Genomic DNA, 19106 nt, shown 5'->3' on the forward strand with positions numbered 1-19106 from the left:
TGACGCCGACTGCCTGAACACGTGTGACGCGCGGCACGGTACTGTCGGCTCTTCTTTTCCAATGGATAAACTGCGGGAGTGATCTTGTCAAGCGCGGAACGCAAGGGCGACGCACGCGAGCGCCTCCTGGCTCGGCTTCTCGACGCCTTCGGCGAGGCGCTTCCCTCGCCGGAGGTGTCGCTCCGCGAGATCGCCGCCCGGGCCGGGACCAGCCACGCCCTCCTGCGCTACCACTTCGGGTCGCTCCCGGGCGTCTTGGCGGCGATGCTCAAGGAGCAGCGATCTCGCGACAACGAGGCGCTTTTCGAGGCCGCCCGGCAGGGCACCTTCGACGACTTCGTCGTGGCGATCTGGCGGGCCTACACCCGCCCGGAGCAACTGTCGCGAGTCCGCGGCTTCTTTCACGTCGTCGGGCTGGCCGCCTACAGCCCAGGGGACTTCCGTGAGTTCGTCGACTCGCTCGACGACCTGACCAAGATGCTGGCCTCACTCGCGGAACGCGAAGGGCTCGACGCCGACGAAGCGCTGACCACGGCCACCGTCACCATCGCCGCGATTCGTGGCCTGCTCCTCCAGGAGGTCCTGACTCCGCAAGGCCACTCGCGGGACGCGGTCGCCTTGATCCTGCGCATGAGGACGGGCGGATCCGTTCCGCGGACACGCCCTGGACGCCGGGGTATGTCAGAGTGACGGAATGTCCGACCGGTTTGCTGATCGCGATGAGCCGATGTTCTACCTGCGTCCGGGCAAGGTGCTGGTGCGCTGCCCGCGATGTGCCGGCCGGGCGGTGGCCACCGACACCAGGGTGAGTTGCACGGGGTGCGGGTACGCCTCTGTGGACGGACGCGGTGGCGCCGCAGGCGACCGCCTGGAGCTCTTCGCCAACGGCCGCTGTGGGAACTGTGGGCGGCCGATGGCGCAACGGCTGCGGCGATGGCGGCGTGCCCGGCCGCGCGCGCTCAGCGTGCTTTGCCGCCACTGCCGGGCCATGACCGCTCTTCCGGTGTCGGCGGTGTGCTCTCCGTCTGTTCCGGTGGTGCCCCGGTACCGCGGTCTTGAGTTGTGGCTACAGGCCCCGTGCAAAGGGGAGACTCTCTGGGCTTACCACGAAGCACACCTCGATTACTTGGAACGGTATGTCGCGGCCGGAATCCGCGAGCAGGTTCCGAACCGCAACGGCAGTCTGGCCAGCCGCCTTCCCGCCTGGATCAAATCGGCGAAGAACCGCGACGACGTTTTGCGTGCCCTGTCTCGAATGCGGGCCTCCCTGCAGGATCGTGAAGCGTGAGATCCCGGGCCCGCGGTTGTACCGGCTCCAGGGCCATGGGCATCCCCAGACGGATGACGCGAAAGCCACTTTCGCAACACACAAGGTTGCGAAAGTGGCTTTCGCGTCATGCCCGGCCGGTCAGGGCAGGATCTTGCCCGCTCCCGCTCCGGCGGTCACACTGCCCTTCACCGCGCTCGCGGGCTCGAGGCTGTAGGCGTACGGAATCTTGGCCACCGTGCCGCTCGCCTCCGGTGAACCGGATCCGGTGAAGAGGTTCCCGCGCTGCACCAGGGTGCCTGCCGGCGAACCCGCGTAGCCGACCAACGTCGGCTCGTCGACGTTGTCGAAATGGTTGTTCTCGACCAGTACGCCGGCGTTGCAGGTGGACGCGACACCGTATTCGTTGTCCCGGTAGTAGTTGTTGAACACGTGCACCGGATTGGCGAATCGCACCCGCGGATGCCGTGTCCCCGAGCCGTCGAAGTAATTGTGGTGATAGGTCACCCGCAACTTTCCGGTGTCCTGGCTCCCGTTGTCGTCGCTGTGCCCGAGCAGCATCGATTTGCCGTGCCCGTGCACGCGGTTCCAGGACACCGTGATGTAGTCCGAAGCGCGCTTGATGTCGACGGCGCCGTCGTATCCGTTGGTGAACGTGTTGTGGTCGACGACCACGTTGGTCGACGCCTTTTCGATGTTGATCGCGTCGTCGTCCCAGTCCCGGAAGGACAGATTCCGGATCACCACGTTCTTGGATCCGCTCAAGGTCAGGCCGCAGCCGTCGATCGTCGCGCCCGCGTTGCCCAGAATGGATTTGTTGGACCCGACCTTGAGCATGCCGGAGCAGGAAATGGTGCCGGATACCCGCACCACCGCCGCCGTGGTCCCGCTGATCGCCGAACTCAGCGCGGACGCCGAGGTCACCGTGATCGGCGCCGCGCCACCGCCGCCTTGCGTGCCGCCGTTCTGGCTCGCCCAGCCGATCGGTGCCTCCTGTGCGGGGAGTTCCGCATCGGCGCCGGTGGTCACCACGGCCGTCGAAGTGATCACGGCCGAAGTCAGAATCGAAAGGAATCGAGAAGGACGCAAATTCATCACGCCGCCTCCTTGCGGTCGATGAAAACTGAATGTCCTAAAAGGATTTATTCGGATCCGATGGCGAAGTGCCGAGAACAGGAGACCAATGAACCGGCGTCGCGTCAACCCTCGATCGCCGATTCCCGATTCACACTGATGAATCGTGAGGCCAGCTGCACCGCGATTCGCCGATATTGCTCCAGGCGGACGACCCGGGCTTGACGGGAGCGCTCTCAGCTATCACGATGCGTTTACAAGTGTGGATGGTGTTCATATATGTGAATCGAGATGTGATCATGAACCTCACGCGCCGCAGCTTCGGACTCCTCGCCACCGCTGTGCCGGTGGCCGTCCTCGCGGGTGGAAACCAGGCCGTTCAGGCCGCCGTGCCGGGAATCCCGGAGGCCATGCGCCGGGCCGCGGCGTTCTTCGACGAAGGGCTCTCCTATCGCGGCGCCTATGTCTGGAGCTACCTGCCCGACCGGTCCCAGACCTGGGGTGAGATGGCGGCCAACCGCACCATGTGCTGGGTGCAGCCGCCGGGAACGCCGTCGATCGGGCACAGCCTGCTCGACGCGTACCACGCCACCGGCGACGAATCCTTCTACCGCGCCGCTTCGCGCACCGGTCTCGCCTTGGCGGCCGCCCAGTTGCCGGTCGGCGGCTGGAACTACGTGCACGATTTCGCGGGTACGAAGTCGCTGCGCCGGTGGTACGACACCGTCGGCGCGAACGGCTGGCGACTGGAGGAGTTCCAGCACTACTACGGCAACGCGACCTTCGACGACGCGGGCACGTCCTCCGCGGCTCAGTTCATGCTGCGCCTCTACCTGGAACGCGGCGATCACCGATTCGGCGCGGCCCTCGACCGCGCCCTGCGCTTCGTGGTGAAGGCGCAGATCCGCGGAGGGATCGCCGATGGCGGCTGGCCGCAGCGCTTCCCCCGGTTCGCGGGGGCCGCGAAGGACACACCGTGGCCCGAGGTGCTGCCGCCGTGGTTACCCACCGACATCCGCCACGGCATGGAGGACGGTGACTACACCGGCCACGTCACCTTCAACGACGACGTCCTCGGCGAGAACATCAAGTTCCTGTTGATGTGTATGTCCACTTTGGACAAGCCGGGGCTGGCCGAGCCGATCCGGCGCGCGATGGACTGCCTGCGCCGTCTGCAGCAGCCAGGACCGCAGGCGGGCTGGGCGTTGCAGCACCTCGCCAGGGCGTCGGGCGGCAGGCCGGCGGGGGCTCCGGCGGGTGCGCGATCCTACGAACCCCGCGCCCTGGCCACGCACACCACCCAGACCAATGTGCAGCAGCTGTTCCACTACTTCCGGCTCACCGGCGATCGAGGGTTCCTCGACCGTGTTCCCGAAGCCATCGCCTGGCTGGACAGCTGCCCGCTCACCGCGCGGCAGCACGCAGAGAACCCGTTGCTGGCCGGGCGAACCCATCCCACCTTCGTGGATCTGGAGACCAACCGGGCGCGGTTCGTCCACCGCTTCGGTTCGAACGTCCGCAACGGCGCCTACTACACCGACAACGACCACCGCGCGACGCTGAGCCACTATTCCGGCGGCCGGGTGATCGACACCGCCGCCCTGCGCGCCACCTACGAGCAACTGCGCGCCCTCACCCCGGCGCAGGTCGCCGATCTGAAGGCCCGCTCACCACTCAGCGGCGTCCGGGTCCCGCTCCCTCGCTACTTCACCCCGCGTGAGCCTCAGCTCACCGACCTCTTCCTCGGCGCGCCGCCACAGCTGCCGGTCGTGTCGGACGCGGAAGCGAAGGCGCTGGCCGACGGGCTGAGCGGCAACGACTACTGGCTGACCCCGGGGGACGCGATCACCAACCCGTATCGCGGCCCTTCGCCGGCCACGCCTTACGCCGGAAAGGCGTATATGAGCAAGCACGTGGGGGACCTGTACGACACGTCGCCCTACGATCCGCTCAACCCGCCCGAGGAGCCGCCGTACCGGCCTAAGGCGCGGCCGCCGGTGATCAGCACCAGTACCTATGTGGCCAACATGGGCAAGCTGATCTCCTGGGCCGCCGCCCGGTAGTCGCGTACAGTAGGTTAATCGCTAACGTAGTGGGGTCGATCTTTGCCGGCGTTCGGTTGTGAGGGTGGAAATGCCGTCGTACGAGTCCGGGTACACCGCGCCGAGTTCCGTTCCGGTCGGGGTGGACCCGACTCGGGCGAGCATCGCGCGCGTGTACGACGCAGCGCTGGGCGGCAAGGACAACTACGAGATCGACCGTGAGGTCCTGCGGCAGGTCGCGACCAAGGCACCCGAAGTCCGGGATCTGGCGTGGTCCAACCGCAATTTCCTGACCCGGGCCGTGCGGTTCCTCGCCCAGCAGGGGAAGATCACCCAGTTTCTCGACTGCGGTTCGGGACTGCCGACGGCGGAGAACACCCACCAGATCGCCCAGCGGGTCAATGCCGGCACGCAGGTGGTGTACGTCGACAACGATCCCGTGGTGCTCGCCCATGGCCGGGCCATCCTCGAGAACAACCCGAACACGCACTTCGTCGCCGAGGACATTTTCCAACCCGAGCGGCTCCTGGCCGACGCGGCGGTTCGCGAGCACCTCGACTTCACGCGTCCGGTGGCCTTACTGCAGGTGGGCACCCTGCATCACTACACCGCCGACAACGGCGCGGACCTGATGCGCGAGTACATCGACGCGCTGCCCAGTGGCTCGTTCGTCGTCATCGCGCACTTCTTCGATCCGGAGAAGCCCGGGTTGAGCGAGCTCGCCAGGAAGATGGAAGAGCTGTTCATGCACAGCCCGATGGGCTCGGGCCGGTTCCGCACGGCAAGCGAGATTACGAGCTTCGTCGAGGGCCTCGAGATCATGCCCTCCGGTCCTGGCAAGGAACCAGGCCTGGAGCTGTGCGATCTCTGGTGGCCGGACGGGCCGAAACTCGCGCCGCTCAACGAAGTCGAGCAGTGCATCGCCGGGGTTGTCGCCCGCAAACCCTAGTGCCTGCTGCCGTCGAATATCGATTGTCCCTCGTTCGTCACCCCTGCCAGGGTGGCGGACGTGACGCGATCGTTCCTTCCCGGCCTTGAGCTGGACAGGAACCCCGCCGCCATGTTGGGCTGTGGTCGGCGATTTCCTTCCTGCGACGTCGAGGAGTGCCGCCCTGAGCCTGTCGGAGTACCTCCGGGAGAACTGGATCGACGTCGTGAACGACGCGATCCTGCACGTGGATCTCACCCTGGCGGCGATGGGCCTCGCCGTGCTGGTGGGCATGACGATCGGCCTGCTCACGTACCGGCGGCGCTGGCTCGGCGCGATGGCGACCACGACGACGGCGGCGTTCCTGACCGTCCCGTCGATCGCGCTGCTGGGCATCCTGATCGGCCCGTTCGGGCTGGGGCTGACGAATGTCCTGTTCGCTCTGGTGCTCTACGCGCTCCTGCCGATCACGCGCAACACGATCGTCGGGCTGCGCGGCGTCGATCCGGCCGTGGTGGACGCGGCGCGCGGGATGGGGCTCGGCCGCCTGCGGCTGCTGTTCCGCGTGCGACTGCCGCTCGCCTGGCCGGTGATCCTTTCCGGCATCCGGGTCTCGACGCAGATCACGATCGGCATCGCGGCCATCGGGGCGTATGTCAAGGGCCCCGGCCTCGGCAACCAGATCTTCGACGGGCTCGGCCGGTTCGGCTCGGTCAACTCCCTGAACCAGGTACTCACCGGAACGCTCGGGATCATGGTGCTGGCGCTGCTGTTCGACCTGGCCTTCGTGGTGGTCGGCAAGCTGACGGCACGGCGACGTCCCCGCGCCCTCCGAGAGGTGGCTCCGGCGGCGAAGGGGAGAGCCGCCGGAATGGGCGGTGAGACGATCGAGTTACGGGACATCAGCAAGCACTACCCCGGACGAGCGGTGCCGGCGGTCGAAAACCTGACGATGCGCATCCCCGCGGGTGAGATCGTCGTGCTGGCCGGTCCTTCGGGGTGCGGCAAGACGACGACCATGCGGATGATCAACCGGCTCGTCGAGCCCACCGCGGGCGTCGTCACGATCGGCGGCACCGACGTGTCGGCGCTCGACCTCGACGAACACCGCCGCAACACCGGCTACGTCATCCAGCAGATCGGGCTTTTCCCGCACCTGCGCGTGGACGCCAACATCGGCGTGGTGCCGCGGCTGCTCGGCTGGACCCGGCGACGCATCGCCGACCGTGTGCGCGAGCTGCTCGACGTCGTCGGCCTGACCCGCGAGCACGGCGTCCGGTACCCGCGCGAGCTTTCCGGCGGTCAGCAGCAGCGCGTCGGGGTGGCGCGGGCGATGGCCGCGGACCCGCCGGTCATGCTGATGGACGAGCCGTTCGGCTCCACCGACCCGATCACACGCGCCCGGTTGCAGGACGAATTCCTTCGCCTGCAACGGGAAGTGCGCAAGACGATCGTGTTCGTCACGCACGACTTCGACGAGGCGCTGAAGGTCGGCGACCGGATCGCCGTGCTGCGGCCGCGATCGGTGATCGCGCAGTACGACACGCCCCAGGCGATCCTCGCCGCGCCGGCGGACGATTACGTCGCGAGCTTCGTCGGGCCGAAGCGGAACCTGAAGCGGCTCGCGCTGATCCGGGTGGGTGACCTGGAGCTCCGGCCGGCGGCCGGGCCGGACGGCCTGCCTCCGGTCCGGCCCGACGTCACCCTGCGGGACGTGCTGGACGTGATGGTGCGGACCGGCAGCACCTCGGTCGTGGTCACCGAGGACAGCTCCGGGCAGCCGCTGGGGGTGTGCGACGTGTCCAGCCTCGTCGCGGCGCTGCGACCCATCGACGAGGCGCCCGCGATCCCGGCCGCCGAGGAGGCGCCTGTCGCGGGCCCGGACGCCAACGAGCCCGCGCGGCCTCGCCGGCGACGGCTCGGGCTTCTGGTGCGCCCGGTCCTGCTGATCCTCACCCTGCTGACGCTCTTCCTGATCGTGCGTGCGCATCCGCTCGACTCGATCGAACAGCGATTTCTCAACGCCGGCGAGATCTTCACCGAACTGGGCGCGCACCTGCGGCTCACCGCGATCTCGACGGCGTGCACCATCGCGATCGCCCTCCCGCTCGGCATCCTGCTCACCCGCGCCGGCGCCCGCTGGGCCAGGCCGATCGGGCTGGGGCTGGGCAATCTCGGCCAGGCGATCCCGTCGATCGGGCTCGTCGTGCTGCTCGCGCTCTGGATCGGCACGGGCACCGCGACAGCGGTGACGGCACTCGTCGTCTACGCGACCTTGCCGGTGCTGCGCAACACGATCGTCGGGCTCGACGGTGTCGATCCGACCCTCGTCGACGCCGCGCGAGGCATGGGAATGGGCAAGACGGCCATTCTGTGGCGGATCGAACTGCCGCTCGCGGTACCGGTGATCCTCGCCGGGATCCGGACCGCGCTGGTGCTCACCGTCGCGAGCGCGACGCTGGCGACGTTCATCGACGGCGGTGGCCTCGGCGGCGGGCTCGTCGCCGGAATCGGGCTGTACCGCCCGATGCTGAGCTTGACCTTCGGCGTCATCGTCGCCGTACTGGCGCTCTTCGTCGACTGGCTGGGGCTGGTCGCCGAGGAGATCCTGCACCCACGCGGCATGTAGCTCGACCGACCTCAAGGAGGACCAACCCATGCGGATGCTCCAGCGCACGACCGCCGCGGTGCTCGCGCTCGTCACGGCGGCGGCGCTCTCGGCAGGCTGCACGATCGGCAAGGACGAGACCGGCGCACAGGTGGGCGCGGGATCCATCAAGAAGATCGACGCGCTGAACGGCGTCCAGATCCGGGTCAGCTCCAAGGAATTCGACGAGCAGCTGCTGCTCGGCCAGATCGCCATCGTCGCACTGCAGGCGGCAGGGGCGAGCCCGCAGGACAAGACCAACATCACCGGATCGAGCAACGTCCGCCAGGCGCTCACCAGCGGCGCGGTCGACCTGTACTGGGAATACACCGGTACCGCCTGGATCAGCTACCTCAACCAGACCAAGCCGATCAGCGACCCGCAGGCGCAGTACGACGCGGTCAAACAAGCCGACATCGCCAACGGCGTCACCTGGTGGGCACGCTCGCCGGCCAACGACACCTACGCCCTCGCCGGCAACCCGGCGACACTGGCCCGGACCGGCGTCAAGACGCTGTCCGACTACGCGGCACTGGTGAAGCGCGATCCGGCCGCGGCCTCGACCTGTATGGGCCCGGAGTTCAAGAGCCGGGACGACGGATTCCCCGGCCTGGCGAAGACCTACGGGTTCACCCTGCCCGACCCGCAGGTGCACCTGCTCAACGACGCCGTCGTCTACCCGAGCATCGGCAAGGGGGAGCCGTGCGGCTTCGGCTCGGTCGCCTCCACTGACGGACGCGTGGCCGCGCAGCAGCTCACCGTGCTCGAGGACGACAAGCACTTCTTCCCGACGTACAACCCCGCGATCACGATCGCCACCCCGCTCGCCCAGAAATACCCGCAGCTGGAGCAGGTCTTCACGCCGATCGCCGCGAAGCTGGACACCGCGACGCTCACGGATCTGAACAAGAAGGTCAGCGTCGACGGCCAGAAGCCCGCCGCGGTCGCCCATGACTGGCTCAAGGCCGGGGGTTTCATCAGCTGAACCGGCGGGATGGCGCCCGTGGTCAGGCGTCGCGGTTGCCGATGGCGGTCAGTCCGGTGCAGATGGCGGCGGTCGCCCACAGTGTCATCGCGACGAGCGCGCCCAGCGGGGTCGCCGCGCCACTGAGCTGGCCGGTATCGCGGCGGAGGCGGGCCGGGTGCTGTAGGTCCAGCTCTACTTTGTGAGCTCGCCGGGGATGAGGGAGCTGCCCCTTCGAGACCTCAGCCATGGCACGGGCCGGGCGGGGCACCCGGCCCGTGCGTGCCGTCAGGCCAAGCGGACCTGGAAGACGGCGACCCGGGCGTCATGCCCGTCCACGCGCATGTCCACGGTCTTGGTGTCGATGAACTGCTCCTGGACGACGCCGTTGCCCGCCAGCCAGTTGATGCGGTCGATCCCCGTGCCGAAGCACCGGCGCTCCGCTTCCAGGTTGGTGGCCTTGTAGTAGTTCGGGTTGTTGACATCCGCGGTCCAGAAGACCAGGCGCCCGACGTTGTGGTGCGCGAGCACGCGACTGGCGTGGATCCTCTTGTGCTCGTTCCACTCGTCGCGCAGGTCGGCGCGCTGGTCGCCGTTGTACGCGTTCGCGATGTAGTGCGAGTTGATCAGCGCGAACTGGAGCGTCGGGTGGCTCTGGTGACGGACCACGACCTCGTTGATCCAGCGCGGCGGGGTCACCCCGGTGATGCCGCCGTGCACATACGTGGTCTTCGAACTCGCCACCTCCCACGGCTGCGGGATCGAGATCGGGATCCGGAACGACGAGCTGTGCCGGAGGAACGCGTTGTTGTAGAGAGGCCCGAAGTAGTGGTCGATCATCGCGGGCTCCCCGGTGTCGCCCTCGTTGATCTCCTGCCAGCCGACCAGAGGCCGCACCAGGGGGTCACAGTTGCGGACGGCGTCGATCGCGGCCTCGCGGGCCCCGAGGTTGTCGCGGCCGACGTTGGCGGTGACGATCGGCAGGCGGATCCATCCCGTCGCGGCGGAAGCCGTGCCGGTACCGGCGGCCATGACGCCGAGCGCGGCACCACCACCGAGAGCGAGCGCCTTGCGTCTGTTGAGCATTCCGGACAAAGCAGATTCCCTTCTCGCGCTGTCGCTGCGGGACACAGCCCGTCAAAGTGTCACAGAATGCGGAGCGATTGTGACCCCCGTTCGCCAAAACTGCCGCTTGCCGGTCAGTGGCATCGGGCCGGGAGCAGGCGGGCGTAGGGCTTCGGGGATGCGGATCGGCGAGCTGTCCAAGCGCACGGGAGTGAGTCCGCGCTCCCTGCGGTACTGCGAAGAGCAAGGCCTGCTGACCAGTTCGCGTTCCGGCGCGGGGCAGCGGCACTATTCCGACGCCGAAGTTCAGCGCCTGTCGCTCATCCGGCAACTGTTCGACGCGGGCTTGTCCAGCCAGATGATCGCGACCGTGCTGCCGTGCGTGGACATCCCCGACGACCTCGGCGTCGCCGAGGAGACGTTCACGGCCATGATGCGCCAGCGCGATCGGATCGACGCCGACATCGCGCACCTGATCGAAACCCGGGAGGCCCTCGACGGGAACTACGGGTGATCGGCACCGGGAGCACCGCCAAACGTGAGCACGCCGAAGCCATCGGTGTGCGGTTCATCGACTACACCGCCGAGGACGTCGTCGCGGTGGCCCGCGAGCTGGTTCCGGACGGTTTCGACGGGATCGTCGATCTGGCCGGGGGCACCTCGCTGCGGACGGTCGCTCCACTGGCCCGGGAGTCCCGCGACGTCATCTCCGTGGGGGACATGTCGGTGCCGGACCTCGGTGGCCGATTCGTCGAGAGGCGCCTCGACCGCGCGAACCTGGAGCGGGCCGCCCGGCTGGCCCTCGACGGTGTCCTCGCTCCGGTGATCACCGAGGTTCACCCGCTCTCCGACGCCCCCGCTGCCCTCGCCACCGTCGAAAACGGTCACGCCGCGGGCAAGGTGGTCATCAAGGTGGCATGACAGCGGTCTTGCCGTCAGCGGTCGTCCATAGTGGACTGGCGAGGATCGCCTCGGTCGTCCGACCCAGCTCTGACGCGCCCAACACGGCGAATCCCACGTGATCGCCTGAGCAGCCTGATGTACTGGTCGAGCATGTGCTCACCGCGACTCGACGTCAGGAGAAACGATGCGCAACAAGACCATGGAACAGCTGGCCATCCTGGTCGGGACGTGGCGGACGACGCTGAGCGACGCCTGGTTCCTGGAACCGGCCGGTCAGGAGGTGCCGGGTTCGGCGACCGTCGAGTGGCTCGGTGACGCCTTCGTGGTTCTACGCTGGACCATGGGCGACGAAGACGGCCAAGCCGGGAGCGAGCTGACCCTCGTTCTCGGCCGCAGCGACAGCCGCGACGCCTACACGGCCCTCTACCACGACGAACGAGGTGTCTGCCGGGTCTTCGCCATGACCTTCGACGGCACACACTGGATCCTGAATCGCGAAGACCCCGACATGTACCAACGCTTCGTCGCCGACGTCGAACCCGACCGGATCGCCGGACGCTGGGAAGCCTCCGAAGACCGCGGATCGACCTGGCGCAAGGACTACGACCTCGTCTTCGAGCGAATCGGCTGAAGAGGCGGCGTCGCGCCGCCCCCGATCCGGCAGCGGCGCCCTGGTGGCGAGTCGGCTGTGGGGTCAACCGGCGAGGAATCGACGGATCTCGGCGCTGAGCGCCGGCCAGTCCTCGCCTAGCCAGATGAAGTGGCTGTCAGCGGCGCTTTCGACGAGCCTGCTGTCGCGGATGGTGGCGGCGAGTGCCTCGGCATGGGTGAAGGGCACCGAACCATCGTTCCGGCTGGCGAGCACCAACGTCGGCTGCGTGACCTCACCGCAGGTCTTCCCGATTTCACTGAGGTCGTTGAGGAATCCGTGGCCGGATCCCATTCCGGCGAACAGGCCGAGCACCATCTCGCGGTTCGCGGGTGAAAGGTTCGTCAAGGCCTGACGGGCCGGTCGGGTGGACAGGTCGCTCAGCAGGATGCGCAAGCCGACGTCTGGTGCGGCGCGCATGAGTGCGCGCACCGCTGACCACGTAAGGCGCTCGGTGGCGGAACCGAACGCGAGACGAGCGCCGATACGGGTTCGACGGTCCGGCCATGGCAGTGGGCCGACCGCGCTTTGGAGCACGACTCGCTCCACCAGGTCAGGATGGCGCGCGGCCATCGCCATCGCGGTCGGACCGCCGGCCGAGATACCGACGACGGCCGCGACGCTGTCAATGCCGAGATGCGCGCACAACGACCGGGTGACGTCCGCGAACCTACCGGTCGTCTTGCCGGTCGAGAGCGGAGTACGCCCGTAGCCCGGTCGGGAGGGCACGAGCACCGAGTAATCGTCATCGGCGAAGGTGTCTTCGCCGAGCGCGAGCCCGGCGTTCATGTGGCCGCCGTGGAATATCACCACCGCGGGACCGGTCCGTCGATCGAACCTGTACTCGACCACTCCGCCGCGCAACTCGGCGGTGGTGGTGTGAAGGTGAACCTCGGTCATGCGGGCATGATGGCTCATCGGTACTCGACGACGCGATCAGGCAACTCCTGTTCCCCGCGCGCAGGGCCGCTCCGGTTAGCCTGCCTCGTGGCGTATTCACGGCAGCGGAAACCCGATGACGACGCCGCCGAGCGTTCGGGTGTCCACCGCGGACGACGGTCGTGGCCCACGGTGTTCTGTTCGGGCGCCGCGATCGGCCTGCTCGGCGGGATGATCGGTCTCGGAGGCGCGGAGTTCCGGCTGCCCGTCTTGATCAGTGTCTTCGGGTTCGTCGCCTTGCAGGCGGTGATCTTGAACAAGGCGATGAGCCTGATCGTGGTGATCACCGCGCTACCGGCCCGTCTGGTGGCCGTGCCCCTCGATGACGCGGCTCCGCACTGGCCGATCGTGGTGAACCTGTTGGGCGGCAGCCTGCTGGGCGCGTGGCTCGGCGCGACCTTGGCCACCCGCATGCGCTCGGCGACGCTGTACCGGCTGCTTGCCGTGTTGCTTCTCGTCATCGCCTCGGCCTTGGCGTGGAATCACCTCGGCGAGGTGGGCACGGTGTCACTCCCGCCGGTCGCCAGGGCAGTGGCGGGTGTCGGCGCCGGTGTCGCGATCGGGGTGGTCGCCGCGCTCATGGGCGTCGCCGGCGGCGAGCTGCTCATCCCGACGATCGTCCTGCTGTACGGGGTGGACATCAAACTCGCCGGGTCGCTCTCGCTCGCGGTGTCGCTGCCGACGATGCTCGTCGCGTTCGCCCGGTACAGCCGCGATCAGAGCTTCCAGGTTCTGCGCGCCAACACCTCCTTCGTCGCGGTCATGGCAGTGGGCTCCGTCGTCGGAACAGTGCTCGGGGGTCTGCTGCTCGACGTCGTGCCGGGCGCCGTGCTGATCCCCGTTCTGATCGCTTTGCTTCTGCTGTCCGCGATCAAGGTATGGCGTCACGACTGACACCGGCACGGGTTCCCGTCAGTTTCCGCAGGACGTAGCGGGCGTCGCGGCCGACGCCGCGCAGGGTGGCGGAGGCGAAGCTGCGCTGCCATTCCAGCCCGATGTAACCCAGCCCCGGATGGGTGGTGGACAGGCCGCGATCCTGCCGCGGGCGGCCGTCGGAGGCCAATGCGCCGAGAGTGTCCAGATAGGACAGTTCAGGCCTGAAGCCGGTGGCGAGCAGGATGGTGTCGACGCGTTCGCGGGTTCCGTCCGGCCACTGCACGGTGTCGCCGTCGATGGTGGTGAACATGCGCCGCTGGTCCGGTTTTCCCTTGTGGATCGCGGCTTTGTAGCTGCCGGGATCGTTCACCGCGGTGGTCGGCGCGTTCTTCAGCAGGTGCCCGATCGGCAGGTGGTCGAAGCCGACGGCGACGGACCAGAAGTGCACGTCCTTCCCGAACGGCCGTTGCGGTGCGAACTTCACCGGTGCCCGGTTGGCGAGGGTGACGTGGGCGTGTCCGGCGAGTTCGGTGGCGATCTGGACGGCGGAGTTTCCCGCGCCGACGACTATCACGCGTTGTCCGGCGAACGGTGCGGGGTTTCGATATTCGCCACTGTGCAGGACGTGTCCGGTGAAGGTGTCCAAACCGGACAGTGCCGGTCGGTAGGGGCGGGAGAAGCCGCCGGACGCGGCGATGACGAACGGCGCGGTCAACGCGGTTTCCCCGGCGGCGTGCACGGTGAACGCGCCGTTGTCCCGGGTCACGGCGTCGACCCGGTGATCGGTACGGATCTCGGTGCCGAGACGACCGGCGTAGCGGCGAAGGTAGTCGACGACTTCGTCGCGATGCGGGTAATGCTCGGGGTCACCGGGGAAGGTCAAGCCGGGGAGGCCGCTGTAGCGGGCGGGGGAGAAGAGGGTCAGCGAGTCGTAGTAGCGGGGCCAGGAGCCGACCGGTTCGGCACCGGCTTCGAGGATCACCGGTGTCAGCCCCCGTTCGCGGGCGGCGTAGGCGGCGGCGAGACCGGCCTGGCCGCCGCCCACGATGATCACGTCGTGGTCGGTCATGGGTTCCTTCCGGAATTAGGTGTCGCCCGCGAGAGCGAGGATGGTGGCGCCCAGGGGAGTGCGTCGGGCCGCCCGTAATGGGTGGCGGTCAACGCCCCGCGGCCGACGGCGCGGACAGTGTGAAAACTTCCGGCTCCGGGGTCGCGCAGCAGCCACCGGCGGCCGGTGCGTCGTCCGGCTCGTCGAACAGGCCCGCGCCGCCGCAGACGCCGGTCTCGGCCATGCGCAGTTCGACCCGCGCGGCCGCTTCATGGTCGCCGGCCAGCTGGGCGGCGATGCTGCGAACCTGCTCGTACCCGGTCATCGCCAGGAACGTCGGTGCCCGGCCGTAACTCTTCATCCCCGCCAGGTAGAAGTCCTTCTCCGGATGCGCGAGTTCCTTGGCACCGTGGGGATACACGGTTCCGCACGAGTGGACGTTCGGGTCGATCAGCGGCGCGAGCGCGACCGGCGCCTGCAGTGTCGGGTCCAGCTCCAGCCGGATCTCCGACAGCCAGGTCAGGTCGGGACGGAAACCGGACAGGGTCACGACCTCGTCGACCTGCTCGATCCGCTGCCCGCCGGCGGAGATCAGGGTCAGCCGCCCGTCGGTGCCGCGTTCGACCGCCTCGGTGCGGAACCCGGTCATCACCGTGATCAGTCCGGATTCCACCGCTTCCCGGGCGCGCAGGCCGAGAGCGCCGCGCGCGGGAAGCTGATCGGCCTCGCCGCCGCCGAAGGTGTCGCCGACCGCGCCGCGACGCAGCACCCAGCTGATCCGCGTGCCGTCTTTCGCGAGGCCGGACAAGGCGACCAGCGCGGTCAGCGCCGAATGCCCGCTTCCGGCGACCACCACGTGCTTGCCCGCATACCGCGCCCGCACCGCTTCGGCGCCCAGATCCGGGACCCGGTAAGCGATCCGCTCCGCCGCCGCACGCTCTCCGACGGCGGGGAGACCTTCACCGCCGAGCGGGTTGGGCGTCGACCACGTGCCGGACGCGTCGATCACGGCCCGAGCCGCGATCCGCTCCTCCGCGCCGTCGGCGGCGCGGACGTGCACGGTGAACGGCTCGTCGTCACGGCCGCTGTCCACGACCAGGTCTCGTCCCCGGCGGGCGACACCGATCACCTCGGCGCCGAATCGGACCCGGTCACCGAGCGCCGCCGCCAGCGGTCGCAGATACAGGCCGGCCCAGTCGGAGCCCGTCGGGTACGCCTCGCCGTCGGGCCGGATCCAGCCGGTCGTCTCCAGCAGCCGTCCGGCCGCGGGGGCGACGAGTTCGGACCACGGCGAGAACAAGCGCACGTGATGCCACGCCGCCACGTCCGAACCCGCTTGCGCGCCACGCTCCAGGACCAGCGGCTCGAAACCCCGCTCCACCAGCTCGGCGGCGGCCGCCAGCCCCACCGGCCCGGCCCCGATCACCACGACGGGCAGCTCGTTCATTCCGATGCACCTTTCATCGATACGGCTCGATTGAAGCGATGCGAGGGACTTTATCGACGCGGGCTGATTGACGCAACCATCGATTCTGGTCGATACTGGGCGCTATGACGACGGTCGTTCCCCTCGCCGGTCTCCTGCCCGAACGCGAAGCCGCGACGTATGCCGGGTGGTTCGCCTGTTTGGCCGAGCCGATGCGGGTGAAACTGCTGCACGCGGTCGCGACCGCGCCGCGCGGCCTGACCGTGGGTGCGCTGACCGAGATCCTCGGGACCAGCCAGTCGACGTGCTCGCACCACGTCCGGAAGCTGGCCGATGTGGGTTTCGTGCATCTGCGCAAAGAGGGCACCGCGACGGTCGTGACGATCAACCAGGCGTGCTGCAGCGGACTCCCGCACGCGGCCGACGCGGTCATGGGCCTGCTCGCCCCGCGACCCTGCTGCCCGGACGACCTGCCTGACGACGTGCTCCTTCGCGCCCAACGCGATGACGACTGGACCGCGGTGCGCCGGATCTACGCCGAAGGTATCGCCACCGGACTCGCCACCTTCGAAACCGAAGTCCCGACGCGGAAGGCTCTCGACGCGAAGTGGCTGACCGGGCATCGCTGGGTCGCCGAAATCGACGGCGAGGTCGCCGGCTGGACCGCCGCCTCCCCAGTCTCGCAGCGCGAGTGCTACCAGGGAGTCGCCGAGACATCGGTCTACGTCGCCGAAAGCCACCGCGGCCGCGGCGTGGGCAAAGCGCTGCTCTTCAAACAGGTCACCGAAGCCGACGCCGCCGGGCTCTGGACCCTGCAGACCTCGATCTTCACCGACAACCGCGCCAGCATCGCCCTGCACCACAGCGCCGGCTATCGCACCGTCGGCATCCGCGAACGCATCGCCCAACGCGACGGCATTTGGCACGACACCGTCTTCCTCGAACGCCGTAGCCCGGCTAACTAGGTACCTCGCACCTCGGCATCCGCAGGGCCAGGTTCGTTAGTTGAGGGCTGAGGCACGGCTGACGAAAATCGACGACGATCCAGTGCCGAAAAGCGCCAACGTCCGATCTCGGCGGAGAGTTCGATGCGGAGCTTCGGCCTGGGAGCAGAACGCTCGCGCCTGGCATATCCCCGGGTGCGCTATGTGGCACCGCCGCGTGCCGTGAAGGCGGCCTTTCGGCAGGCGGGGCTCTCTGGCAGCATTCCGGGTCAGGGTCAAGCTGGTCTGGGAGGTTCCGGGATGGTCGTCCGTCATGTTCTGTCCGGTGTGGGTGCGCTGGGCGTGTCCGCCGTATTGCTGACCGCCGCGGCCGGCAGCGCGAACGCGCATCCGTCCGCCGACCGTGCCATCTGGTCGGCACCGACGGTGCCGATCCCGGTCACCATCCACGATCTGAAACCGCGTGTTTGCTACAACGTCCATGGCCTGCTCGGGGAGAAGGCCAACTTCCTGGCGAACCGGACCAAGTCGTCGGTGCTCAACCTGTTCTCCGAACCCGACTGCGGCGGCGGCCTGTTCATCGACGCCATCTTCCCGCCGGACAATTCCGGGAGCCGGTCGGAGTCCCACAAGAACTACTACAGCTTCAACGTGTCTCCGCTGTCGGGCGGCGGAGTCTGATCGCGCGACCGGCGAGTGCGGTGCTGCCCGTCGGCGTGTGAGGCATGAGGTCAGGGCCTGGATGGCGGGGCCGCCGCTTCGGTGACGGTGCCGCACCTAGTTCAAGATGCCGACGGAGCCAGAGCAAGCCGAGCGGTGATCGCCCGGCTCTCATGCCCGCCGAACGTCCGCTCGCACCGCCAGTCCACTAAGGACGGGCAGGTTAAGGCGGGCCGCAGGTGGTCGGCCGGCCGAGCAGGCTGAACGGGACGCCTTCGAGATAGGCGCGGGTACAGACAGGCCGGGTCGATGAGCACGCAGACCTCTTCGGCGGCCCCGCGCGCCGCACCGGATCCGCACTCTCACAGCACAGAGCGGTCGCGGGGCGCTCCTCAGACGGCTGTGCTCAAGGCCAAAGTGGCGATGGCCAAGAGGAGAAACGGGTATTGCAGACCAAAGGAGTAGTCTCGTGCTCTCAAGTGGGTCACGATGGCTGCGTCGAAGAAGAGAACCAGACCGGCCGCGGCGGCGATGGCGATCATCGGTATCCAGAAACCGATGAGCAGTCCCAGCGCGGCCACTGCCTTGGGGACTCCCAGCCAGGGCATCCACCGCCGAGGCACGCCGACCGTGTCCATGGCGACGCCGACACGTTCCCACCGCACGAAGTCGGCACCGGCCGAAAACAGGCAGTACGCGATGGTCGTTACGGCGACGATGACGTAGGCAATAGTCATGGGCCACGGCTCCAGAGGTCTCAGCCAATAGGACGCTTCCGCCGCTATGACGGATGAGCCGGTTCAGAGGTAACAGCGACGACCAGCTGGCGATGCTTCGCGACGATCCGGGGCTGGTCGAACCCGCCGTCGAGAACCTGCTGCGCTGGTTGTCCGTCGTGCAGACGCCGCCCCGCGGACGACCACGACGGAGGTGGAGATCGGCGGGCACACCATCCCCGCGGGATCACTCGTGATCTGTTCTCTTCCGTTCGCCAATCGGGATCCCGGCCTGATCAGCGATCCGGAGATCTCGACATCACCCGGGGAACCACCGGCCACGTCGCCTTCGGGCACGGTGCACACCACTGTCTCGGGGCACCGCTGGCGCGGACGGAATTGCGCACCGCCCTGCCGGCGTTGCTGCGACGATTCCCTGGTCTCGCGATGGCGGATCCCGGCGATCAGGTGACTTGAGCGCAGGTCGGCAAGACGGATAGCCATCGGTGGTCGTGAGTGATCGCCACTCACAATCACCCCGCCGAAGGGGCAACTCAGCCCGCGGAAACGGGCAGCGAAGTCTTCTCGGACTCCTGTGCGCAGCCGAGGATCGACGCGAGCAGACCCGGGTAGCGCTCGGCGAGGTCTTCGGTGCGCAACGAGAGCAGGTTCTCGCGGCCGGCCGGGCGCTGCCAGATCACGCCGGAGTCCCTCAGCACCCGCCAGTGGTGGGTCAGGGTGGACTTCGACATCGTGGCGTCGAGGTCGGCGCCGACGGTCCCGCAGGCCTGCTCGCCACGCTGAGCGAGGATCCGGACGATGTTCAGCCGGATGGGGTTGCCCAAGGCCGCGAGCACGTTCTCCAGTCGGATCTGGTCACGTTCGGGGTGCTGGGCAATCATGCCCGCGAGTGTAGACGATTGTGCGGCCGGACGCGCACTATCGTACGGTCGCTTTC

The 19106-nt window shown here is 68.1% G+C and carries 21 protein-coding genes and 3 pseudogenes; 16 read left to right on the forward strand and 8 right to left on the reverse strand.

Going from position 1 to position 19106, the window contains the following annotated elements; all coding sequences use genetic code 11:
- Window positions 1–78: 78 nt before the first annotated feature.
- The gene (locus NQK81_RS43360) at window positions 79–690 is read left to right on the forward strand and encodes a TetR/AcrR family transcriptional regulator (protein ID WP_257486142.1); all 612 of its coding nucleotides are present in this window, start codon (window positions 79–81) and stop codon (window positions 688–690) included.
- Between the two features lie 4 nt (window positions 691–694).
- Complete coding sequence (locus NQK81_RS43365; RefSeq protein WP_257486143.1) at window positions 695–1288, forward strand: hypothetical protein; 594 nt, start codon at window positions 695–697, stop codon at window positions 1286–1288.
- A gap of 120 nt (window positions 1289–1408) precedes the next feature.
- Here the strand turns inward: NQK81_RS43365 and NQK81_RS43370 are convergent, their stop codons facing one another.
- Complete coding sequence (locus tag NQK81_RS43370; RefSeq protein WP_257486144.1) at window positions 1409–2317, reverse strand: pectate lyase family protein; 909 nt, start codon at window positions 2315–2317, stop codon at window positions 1409–1411.
- 323 nt (window positions 2318–2640) lie between these two features.
- Here NQK81_RS43370 and NQK81_RS43375 point away from each other — a divergent pair, with 323 nt between their 5' ends.
- From NQK81_RS43375 to NQK81_RS43400, 6 genes and pseudogenes are all read left to right on the forward strand, one after another.
- Entirely contained in the window at window positions 2641–4404 is a 1764-nt protein-coding gene (locus tag NQK81_RS43375; RefSeq protein ID WP_257486145.1) for a pectate lyase, read from the forward strand.
- A 70-nt stretch (window positions 4405–4474) separates the two neighbouring features.
- On the forward strand, window positions 4475–5332 hold the full coding sequence (locus NQK81_RS43380) for an SAM-dependent methyltransferase (protein ID WP_257486146.1): 858 nt from the start codon (window positions 4475–4477) through the stop codon (window positions 5330–5332).
- A 316-nt stretch (window positions 5333–5648) separates the two neighbouring features.
- Window positions 5649–6047, forward strand: a pseudogene (locus tag NQK81_RS45550) (ABC transporter permease); the annotation flags it as partial.
- Window positions 6048–6182: 135 nt separating this feature from the next.
- Window positions 6183–6968: pseudogene (locus tag NQK81_RS45555) on the forward strand (ABC transporter ATP-binding protein); the annotation flags it as partial.
- Window positions 6969–7469: 501 nt separating this feature from the next.
- Window positions 7470–7940 (forward strand): annotated as a pseudogene (locus NQK81_RS45560) (ABC transporter permease); the annotation flags it as partial.
- Between the two features lie 28 nt (window positions 7941–7968).
- Window positions 7969–8943 (forward strand): glycine betaine ABC transporter substrate-binding protein, encoded by a 975-nt coding sequence (locus tag NQK81_RS43400; protein ID WP_126734667.1) that lies wholly within the window; start codon window positions 7969–7971, stop codon window positions 8941–8943.
- A gap of 22 nt (window positions 8944–8965) precedes the next feature.
- On the opposite strand, the gene NQK81_RS43405 is transcribed toward NQK81_RS43400, so the two are convergent.
- On the reverse strand, window positions 8966–9172 hold the full coding sequence (locus NQK81_RS43405) for a hypothetical protein (RefSeq protein ID WP_257486147.1): 207 nt from the start codon (window positions 9170–9172) through the stop codon (window positions 8966–8968).
- A 38-nt stretch (window positions 9173–9210) separates the two neighbouring features.
- Entirely contained in the window at window positions 9211–10008 is a 798-nt protein-coding gene (locus NQK81_RS43410; protein ID WP_257486148.1) for a hypothetical protein, read from the reverse strand.
- 157 nt (window positions 10009–10165) lie between these two features.
- Between NQK81_RS43410 and NQK81_RS43415 the strand changes: the two genes are divergently transcribed.
- The 3 genes from NQK81_RS43415 (at window position 10166) to NQK81_RS43425 (ending at window position 11521) form a co-directional block, all read left to right on the forward strand.
- Complete coding sequence (locus NQK81_RS43415; protein ID WP_257486149.1) at window positions 10166–10501, forward strand: MerR family transcriptional regulator; 336 nt, start codon at window positions 10166–10168, stop codon at window positions 10499–10501.
- On the forward strand, window positions 10498–10908 hold the full coding sequence (locus tag NQK81_RS43420; RefSeq protein ID WP_257486150.1) for a zinc-binding dehydrogenase: 411 nt from the start codon (window positions 10498–10500) through the stop codon (window positions 10906–10908). Before NQK81_RS43415 ends, NQK81_RS43420 begins: the two co-directional genes overlap by 4 nt.
- A gap of 166 nt (window positions 10909–11074) precedes the next feature.
- A complete protein-coding gene (locus tag NQK81_RS43425) occupies window positions 11075–11521 on the forward strand; it encodes a hypothetical protein (RefSeq protein ID WP_257486151.1) in 447 nt (148 codons plus the stop codon).
- A gap of 63 nt (window positions 11522–11584) precedes the next feature.
- On the opposite strand, the gene NQK81_RS43430 is transcribed toward NQK81_RS43425, so the two are convergent.
- A complete protein-coding gene (locus tag NQK81_RS43430) occupies window positions 11585–12328 on the reverse strand; it encodes an alpha/beta fold hydrolase (RefSeq protein WP_257486152.1) in 744 nt (247 codons plus the stop codon).
- A 198-nt stretch (window positions 12329–12526) separates the two neighbouring features.
- On the opposite strand from NQK81_RS43430, the gene NQK81_RS43435 reads away from it, so the two are divergent.
- Window positions 12527–13372 carry a sulfite exporter TauE/SafE family protein gene (locus NQK81_RS43435; RefSeq protein WP_257486153.1) on the forward strand — a complete coding sequence of 282 codons (846 nt, stop codon included), beginning with the start codon at window positions 12527–12529 and terminating at the stop codon, window positions 13370–13372.
- Here NQK81_RS43435 and NQK81_RS43440 read toward each other — a convergent pair.
- Both NQK81_RS43440 and NQK81_RS43445 read right to left on the reverse strand, forming a co-directional pair.
- Window positions 13350–14423, reverse strand: coding sequence for a flavin-containing monooxygenase (locus NQK81_RS43440; RefSeq protein ID WP_257486154.1), 1074 nt, complete (start codon window positions 14421–14423; stop codon window positions 13350–13352). The genes NQK81_RS43435 and NQK81_RS43440 overlap by 23 nt on opposite strands.
- 88 nt (window positions 14424–14511) lie before the next feature.
- Window positions 14512–15849, reverse strand: a complete 1338-nt coding sequence (locus NQK81_RS43445) for an FAD-dependent oxidoreductase (protein WP_257486155.1) — start codon at window positions 15847–15849, stop codon at window positions 14512–14514.
- Window positions 15850–15953: 104 nt separating this feature from the next.
- Between NQK81_RS43445 and NQK81_RS43450 the strand changes: the two genes are divergently transcribed.
- Both NQK81_RS43450 and NQK81_RS43455 read left to right on the forward strand, forming a co-directional pair.
- On the forward strand, window positions 15954–16793 hold the full coding sequence (locus NQK81_RS43450) for a helix-turn-helix domain-containing GNAT family N-acetyltransferase (protein ID WP_257486156.1): 840 nt from the start codon (window positions 15954–15956) through the stop codon (window positions 16791–16793).
- 279 nt (window positions 16794–17072) lie between these two features.
- Window positions 17073–17453 (forward strand): hypothetical protein, encoded by a 381-nt coding sequence (locus tag NQK81_RS43455; RefSeq protein WP_257486157.1) that lies wholly within the window; start codon window positions 17073–17075, stop codon window positions 17451–17453.
- A 371-nt stretch (window positions 17454–17824) separates the two neighbouring features.
- Here NQK81_RS43455 and NQK81_RS43460 read toward each other — a convergent pair whose 3' ends face one another.
- Window positions 17825–18169 carry a DoxX family protein gene (locus NQK81_RS43460; RefSeq protein WP_257486158.1) on the reverse strand — a complete coding sequence of 115 codons (345 nt, stop codon included), beginning with the start codon at window positions 18167–18169 and terminating at the stop codon, window positions 17825–17827.
- Window positions 18170–18222: 53 nt separating this feature from the next.
- Here NQK81_RS43460 and NQK81_RS45310 point away from each other — a divergent pair, with 53 nt between their 5' ends.
- Window positions 18223–18405 (forward strand): hypothetical protein, encoded by a 183-nt coding sequence (locus NQK81_RS45310; RefSeq protein WP_306856018.1) that lies wholly within the window; start codon window positions 18223–18225, stop codon window positions 18403–18405.
- A gap of 61 nt (window positions 18406–18466) precedes the next feature.
- A complete protein-coding gene (locus NQK81_RS45315; protein ID WP_306856074.1) occupies window positions 18467–18625 on the forward strand; it encodes a cytochrome P450 in 159 nt (52 codons plus the stop codon).
- Window positions 18626–18702: 77 nt separating this feature from the next.
- On the opposite strand, the gene NQK81_RS43470 is transcribed toward NQK81_RS45315, so the two are convergent.
- Window positions 18703–19050: an ArsR/SmtB family transcription factor gene (locus tag NQK81_RS43470; RefSeq protein ID WP_126734659.1), complete on the reverse strand. Its 348-nt coding sequence runs from the start codon at window positions 19048–19050 to the stop codon at window positions 18703–18705.
- Between the last annotated feature and the right edge of the window lie 56 nt (window positions 19051–19106).

The sequence above is a fragment of the Amycolatopsis roodepoortensis genome (assembly GCF_024628825.1).
Classification (GTDB): Bacteria; Actinomycetota; Actinomycetes; order Mycobacteriales; family Pseudonocardiaceae; genus Amycolatopsis; species Amycolatopsis roodepoortensis.

Coding starts and splice junctions, on each gene's coding strand:
- NQK81_RS43430 (WP_257486152.1), bottom strand. CDS start 12,328: ATGAACGCCGGGCTCGCGCTCGGCGAAGACACCTTCGCCGATGACGAT.
- NQK81_RS43380 (WP_257486146.1), top strand. CDS start 4,475: ATGCCGTCGTACGAGTCCGGGTACACCGCGCCGAGTTCCGTTCCGGTC.
- NQK81_RS43460 (WP_257486158.1), bottom strand. CDS start 18,169: ATGACTATTGCCTACGTCATCGTCGCCGTAACGACCATCGCGTACTGC.
- NQK81_RS43415 (WP_257486149.1), top strand. CDS start 10,166: ATGCGGATCGGCGAGCTGTCCAAGCGCACGGGAGTGAGTCCGCGCTCC.
- NQK81_RS45310 (WP_306856018.1), top strand. CDS start 18,223: ATGAGCCGGTTCAGAGGTAACAGCGACGACCAGCTGGCGATGCTTCGC.
- NQK81_RS43450 (WP_257486156.1), top strand. CDS start 15,954: ATGACGACGGTCGTTCCCCTCGCCGGTCTCCTGCCCGAACGCGAAGCC.
- NQK81_RS43425 (WP_257486151.1), top strand. CDS start 11,075: ATGCGCAACAAGACCATGGAACAGCTGGCCATCCTGGTCGGGACGTGG.
- NQK81_RS43400 (WP_126734667.1), top strand. CDS start 7,969: ATGCGGATGCTCCAGCGCACGACCGCCGCGGTGCTCGCGCTCGTCACG.
- NQK81_RS43445 (WP_257486155.1), bottom strand. CDS start 15,849: ATGAACGAGCTGCCCGTCGTGGTGATCGGGGCCGGGCCGGTGGGGCTG.
- NQK81_RS43455 (WP_257486157.1), top strand. CDS start 17,073: ATGGTCGTCCGTCATGTTCTGTCCGGTGTGGGTGCGCTGGGCGTGTCC.
- NQK81_RS43410 (WP_257486148.1), bottom strand. CDS start 10,008: ATGCTCAACAGACGCAAGGCGCTCGCTCTCGGTGGTGGTGCCGCGCTC.
- NQK81_RS43375 (WP_257486145.1), top strand. CDS start 2,641: ATGAACCTCACGCGCCGCAGCTTCGGACTCCTCGCCACCGCTGTGCCG.
- NQK81_RS43365 (WP_257486143.1), top strand. CDS start 695: ATGTCCGACCGGTTTGCTGATCGCGATGAGCCGATGTTCTACCTGCGT.
- NQK81_RS43440 (WP_257486154.1), bottom strand. CDS start 14,423: ATGACCGACCACGACGTGATCATCGTGGGCGGCGGCCAGGCCGGTCTC.
- NQK81_RS43405 (WP_257486147.1), bottom strand. CDS start 9,172: ATGGCTGAGGTCTCGAAGGGGCAGCTCCCTCATCCCCGGCGAGCTCAC.
- NQK81_RS43470 (WP_126734659.1), bottom strand. CDS start 19,050: ATGATTGCCCAGCACCCCGAACGTGACCAGATCCGACTGGAGAACGTG.